Annotated in this window: 2 tRNA genes and 3 rRNA genes; all 5 read left to right on the plus strand. The window is 46.8% G+C overall.

The features are described from left to right. Window positions 1-419 precede the first annotated feature (419 nt). Window positions 420-1,935, plus strand: a 16S ribosomal RNA gene (locus V8G69_RS16265). A 140-nt stretch (window positions 1,936-2,075) separates the two neighbouring features. After that, window positions 2,076-2,149: transfer RNA gene (locus tag V8G69_RS16270), tRNA-Ile, on the plus strand. A 139-nt stretch (window positions 2,150-2,288) separates the two neighbouring features. Next, window positions 2,289-2,362 (plus strand) — tRNA-Ala (locus V8G69_RS16275). 253 nt (window positions 2,363-2,615) lie between these two features. Next, a 23S ribosomal RNA gene (locus V8G69_RS16280) occupies window positions 2,616-5,440 on the plus strand. Between the two features lie 140 nt (window positions 5,441-5,580). After that, window positions 5,581-5,688: ribosomal RNA gene (rrf, locus tag V8G69_RS16285) — 5S ribosomal RNA — on the plus strand. The 16S, 23S and 5S rRNA genes sit together here with 2 tRNA genes alongside, the layout of an rRNA operon. Window positions 5,689-5,733 lie beyond the last annotated feature (45 nt).

A 5,733-nucleotide genomic window follows, 5' to 3' on the forward strand; every position in this document is an offset into this window, starting at 1 on the left:
TCTCCGTAAAATATTCATAATCAGTGGATAAAAAGGTGTTAAGAAAAAAGGCAAAAAAAAGACGGAAAAAGCCATTGCGGAAAGGAAAAAGGGTCGTACGTTTGCAGCCGCTAAAAAAGGGAAGCCTACAGATAGCGGAGTTCATGCAGGGGATGTTTTTTGGGTCTTTGGAGAGGGAAAAAAAATTTTTCAAAAAAGATTTAAAAAGTATTGTGTGGTAAAAAAAAGGGTTTTATATTTGCACCCGCTTAGCAAGGAAACGAGCTGGGGAAAGAGAAAAGAAGTTCATTAACATATTGAATTGACAGCGTAAGACCAAGCCGGAAACGGCGAAGGTCGAACAAAGAGAATAAACCATTTTGAGTACTATTTGAATTCCTATTAGTTGTTAATGATATGGTCGCAAGACTTAAAATTTAACGATGAAGAGTTTGATCCTGGCTCAGGATGAACGCTAGCGGCAGGCCTAACACATGCAAGTCGAGGGGTAACAGGGAGCTTGCTCCGCTGACGACCGGCGCACGGGTGCGTAACGCGTATACAATCTGCCTTTTGCTACGGGATAGCCCAGAGAAATTTGGATTAACACCGTATAGTATATAGGGTCCGCATGGATCTTATATTAAAGGTTACGGCAAAAGATGAGTATGCGTTCTATTAGCTAGATGGTGTGGTAACGGCATACCATGGCAACGATAGATAGGGGCCCTGAGAGGGGGATCCCCCACACTGGTACTGAGACACGGACCAGACTCCTACGGGAGGCAGCAGTGAGGAATATTGGACAATGGGCGAGAGCCTGATCCAGCCATGCCGCGTGCAGGAAGACTGCCCTATGGGTTGTAAACTGCTTTTATACGGGAAGAAACACCCCCTCGTGAGGGGGCTTGACGGTACCGTAAGAATAAGGATCGGCTAACTCCGTGCCAGCAGCCGCGGTAATACGGAGGATCCAAGCGTTATCCGGAATCATTGGGTTTAAAGGGTCCGTAGGTGGATGATTAAGTCAGAGGTGAAATCCTGCAGCTCAACTGTAGAATTGCCTTTGATACTGGTTGTCTTGAGTCATTATGAAGTAGTTAGAATATGTAGTGTAGCGGTGAAATGCATAGATATTACATAGAATACCAATTGCGAAGGCAGATTACTAATAATGCACTGACACTGATGGACGAAAGCGTGGGGAGCGAACAGGATTAGATACCCTGGTAGTCCACGCCGTAAACGATGGATACTAGCTGTTCGGATTTATCTGAGTGGCTAAGCGAAAGTGATAAGTATCCCACCTGGGGAGTACGTTCGCAAGAATGAAACTCAAAGGAATTGACGGGGGCCCGCACAAGCGGTGGAGCATGTGGTTTAATTCGATGATACGCGAGGAACCTTACCAGGGCTTAAATGTAAGTTGCATGATTTAGAGATAGATCTTTCTTCGGACTACTTACAAGGTGCTGCATGGTTGTCGTCAGCTCGTGCCGTGAGGTGTCAGGTTAAGTCCTATAACGAGCGCAACCCCTGTTGTTAGTTGCCAGCGAGTCAAGTCGGGAACTCTAACAAGACTGCCAGTGCAAACTGTGAGGAAGGTGGGGATGACGTCAAATCATCACGGCCCTTACGTCCTGGGCTACACACGTGCTACAATGGTAGGGACAGAGAGCAGCCACTGGGCGACCAGGAGCGAATCTATAAACCCTATCACAGTTCGGATCGGAGTCTGCAACTCGACTCCGTGAAGCTGGAATCGCTAGTAATCGCATATCAGCCATGATGCGGTGAATACGTTCCCGGGCCTTGTACACACCGCCCGTCAAGCCATGGAAGCTGGAAGTGCCTGAAGTCCGTCACCGCAAGGAGCGGCCTAGGGTAAAGTCGGTAACTAGGGCTAAGTCGTAACAAGGTAGCCGTACCGGAAGGTGCGGCTGGAACACCTCCTTTCTAGAGAAAGACGACTAAGAGGAAATAAAAAGGTAAGAAAGAGATCGTTTATTCTCAAGCTGTTAATTTAAAATATAAAGTCACCAGTATACGGTGCTCAGCAACAAGGTTGCTGAAAACTGAAAACTGAAGGCTATCACAGTCTCATAGCTCAGCTGGTTAGAGCGCTACACTGATAATGTAGAGGTCGGCAGTTCGAGTCTGCCTGAGACTACGACTTTCAATTGAAAATTGATAATTGACAATTGAAAACGTTCATTAAAAAGGAAATTTTAGAAGTAGAGCAACCCAAGTTAACGTTGCAGAATTTAGTTACTGTTAACTGTTAACTAAACGACTGTTCACTTAAAACTGGGGGATTAGCTCAGCTGGCTAGAGCGCCTGCCTTGCACGCAGGAGGTCAAGGGTTCGACTCCCTTATTCTCCACAAGACAATGTCTTGAGATACATTATTTCAAGCATTGCGTAGAGAAAGATAGGCATAAATTGTCTGTCGTGACTCACGACACGTTCATTGACATATTGAAAAAAGATACATGAAAAGTATAACTGGATCTATCTGGTTATATAAATAATAATTGGGATTGATTGTGATCACCACGAGCGATATACAATCAGTCCATATTGTAGTCATCAATTCATTGATGATAACAGTAAACTCATTAAAAAAGCAAAAAGTACAATAAGCTAAATAAGGGCGTATGGGGAATGCCTAGGCTCTCAGAGGCGAAGAAGGACGTGATAAGCTGCGAAAAGCTGCGGGGATTGGCACACACAAATTGATCCGCAGATATCCGAATGGGGCAACCCACTATATTGAAGATATAGTATCCGCAAGGAGGCGAACCCGGGGAACTGAAACATCTAAGTACCCGGAGGAGAAGAAAACAAAAGTGATTCCGTTAGTAGTGGCGAGCGAACGCGGATTAGCCCAAACCAGGTTTGTTACGGCAAACTTGGGGTTGTAGGACCACGACATTGATTGCGCAATGAATTAGAATCCTTTGGAAAGAGGAACCATAGAGGGTGATAGTCCCGTACAAGTAAAGAACGTTAATTATAGTGGTATCCTGAGTAGTGCGGGACACGAGTAATCCTGTATGAATTTGGCGGGACCATCCGCTAAGGCTAAATACTCCTGAGAGACCGATAGTGAACTAGTACCGTGAGGGAAAGGTGAAAAGAACCCTGAATAAGGGAGTGAAATAGAACCTGAAACCATACGCTTACAAGCGGTCGGAGCCCTTCTGGGGTGACGGCGTGCCTTTTGCATAATGAGCCTACGAGTTAACGTTGCTGGCAAGGTTAAGTGATTAAGTCACGGATCCGTAGCGAAAGCGAGTCTGAATAGGGCGCTTTAGTCAGTAGTGTTAGACGCGAAACCGTGTGATCTACCCATGGGCAGGTTGAAGCTGTAGTAACATACAGTGGAGGACCGAACCGGTTGACGTTGAAAAGTCTTCGGATGACCTGTGGGTAGGGGTGAAAGGCCAATCAAACTCGGAAATAGCTCGTACTCCCCGAAATGCATTTAGGTGCAGCGTTGATTTATAGTTTTATAGAGGTAGAGCTACTGATTGGATGCGGGGGCTTCACCGCCTACCAATTCCTGACAAACTCCGAATGCTATAAAATGTTGATCAGCAGTGAGGGCATGGGTGCTAAGGTCCATGTCCGAGAGGGAAAGAACCCAGACCATCAGCTAAGGTCCCCAAATATATGTTAAGTTGAAATAACGCGGTTGAACTGCTTTGACAGCTAGGATGTTGGCTTGGAAGCAGCCATTCATTTAAAGAGTGCGTAACAGCTCACTAGTCGAGCGGTTCGGCATGGATAATAATCGGGCATAAACATATTACCGAAGCTATGGACTTCGCAAGAAGTGGTAGGGGAGCATTGTAGTGTCGTCGAAGGTGTGATGTGAGTCATGCTGGAGAAGCTACAAAAGAAAATGTAGGCATAAGTAACGATAATGCGGGCGAGAAACCCGCACACCGAAAGACTAAGGTTTCCTCAGCTATGCTAATCAGCTGAGGGTTAGTCGGGACCTAACGCGAACCCGAAAGGGGTAGTGGATGGACAACAGGTTAATATTCCTGTACCTGCTCACGTTAAAAGTGACGGAGGCGTAAATTTGGTGCGAACTGACGGAATAGTTCGTTGAAGCGAGTGGTAACACCGCGATAGTACACTGAGGCTTCGGTCAAGGTGATAATCCAGAGTAGCGACTTCCAAGAAAAGCAAGTGAAGCAGCCCGTACCCTAAACCGACACAGGTAGTTGGGATGAGAATTCTAAGGTGCTCGAGAGATTCATGGCTAAGGAATTAGGCAAAATAGACTCGTAACTTCGGGAGAAGAGTCGCCCCACCTCGGTGGGGCCGCAGTGAAAAGGTCCAGGCGACTGTTTATCAAAAACACAGGGCTATGCTAAATTGAAAGATGACGTATATGGCCTGACACCTGCCCGGTGCTGGAAGGTTAAGTGGAGGGCTTAGAGGTAACTCGAAGGTCTTAAATGAAGCCCCAGTAAACGGCGGCCGTAACTATAACGGTCCTAAGGTAGCGAAATTCCTTGTCGGGTAAGTTCCGACCTGCACGAATGGTGCAACGATCTGGACACTGTCTCAGCCATGAGCTCGGTGAAATTGTAGTATCGGTGAAGATGCCGATTACCCGCAGTGGGACGAAAAGACCCCGTGCACCTTTACTATAGCTTAGTATTGGTTTTGGATAAGTAATGTGTAGGATAGGTGGGAGACTTTGAAGCGGCATCGCCAGGTGTTGTGGAGTCATTGTTGAAATACCACCCTTTGCTTATCTAGAGTCTAACCCTCGATGAGGGGACAGTGCTTGGTGGGTAGTTTGACTGGGGTGGTCGCCTCCAAAAGAGTAACGGAGGCTTCTAAAGGTACCCTCAGCACGCTTGGTAACCGTGCGTAGAGTGCAATGGCATAAGGGTGCTTGACTGAGAGACCTACAAGTCGATCAGGTTGGAAACAAGAGCATAGTGATCCGGTGGTTCCGCATGGAAGGGCCATCGCTCAAAGGATAAAAGGTACGCCGGGGATAACAGGCTGATCTCCCCCAAGAGCTCATATCGACGGGGGGGTTTGGCACCTCGATGTCGGCTCGTCACATCCTGGGGCTGGAGAAGGTCCCAAGGGTTGGGCTGTTCGCCCATTAAAGTGGCACGCGAGCTGGGTTCAGAACGTCGTGAGACAGTTCGGTCTCTATCTACTGTGGGCGTTAGAAATTTGAGTGGATCTGACTCTAGTACGAGAGGACCGAGTTGGACTAACCTCTGGTGAATCTGTTGTCACGCCAGTGGCACTGCAGAGTAGCTACGTTGGGAAGGGATAAGCGCTGAAAGCATATAAGCGCGAAACCCACCACAAGATGAGATTTCTTTAAAGGGTCGTGGAAGATGACCACGTTGATAGGCTATAGGTGTAAAGGCAGTAATGTCATAGCCGAGTAGTACTAATAACCCATAGGCTTATTGTACGCCTGTTTTTTTATAAAGTTCCATATATAATTGTTATAAGTTCATGTAATTTTTTTCGATATGTTAAGATATCCGGCAGTCCACACTGCCAGTCAAGGGCGAAAGGTAGCCACTACCTGTTAGCTGTTGACTTAAAACTTAAGGTGGTTATAGCGACGGGGCTCACCTCTTACCATTCCGAACAGAGAAGTTAAGCCCGTTAGCGCCGATGGTACTGCATTTGTGGGAGAGTAGGTCGTTGCCTTTTTTGGAAGCCCTTCATAGAAATATGAAGGGCTTTTTGCTTTTATAT

It is taken from the genome of Gaetbulibacter sp. M235 (assembly GCF_043876835.1).
Lineage (GTDB): Bacteria > Bacteroidota > Bacteroidia > Flavobacteriales > Flavobacteriaceae > Yeosuana.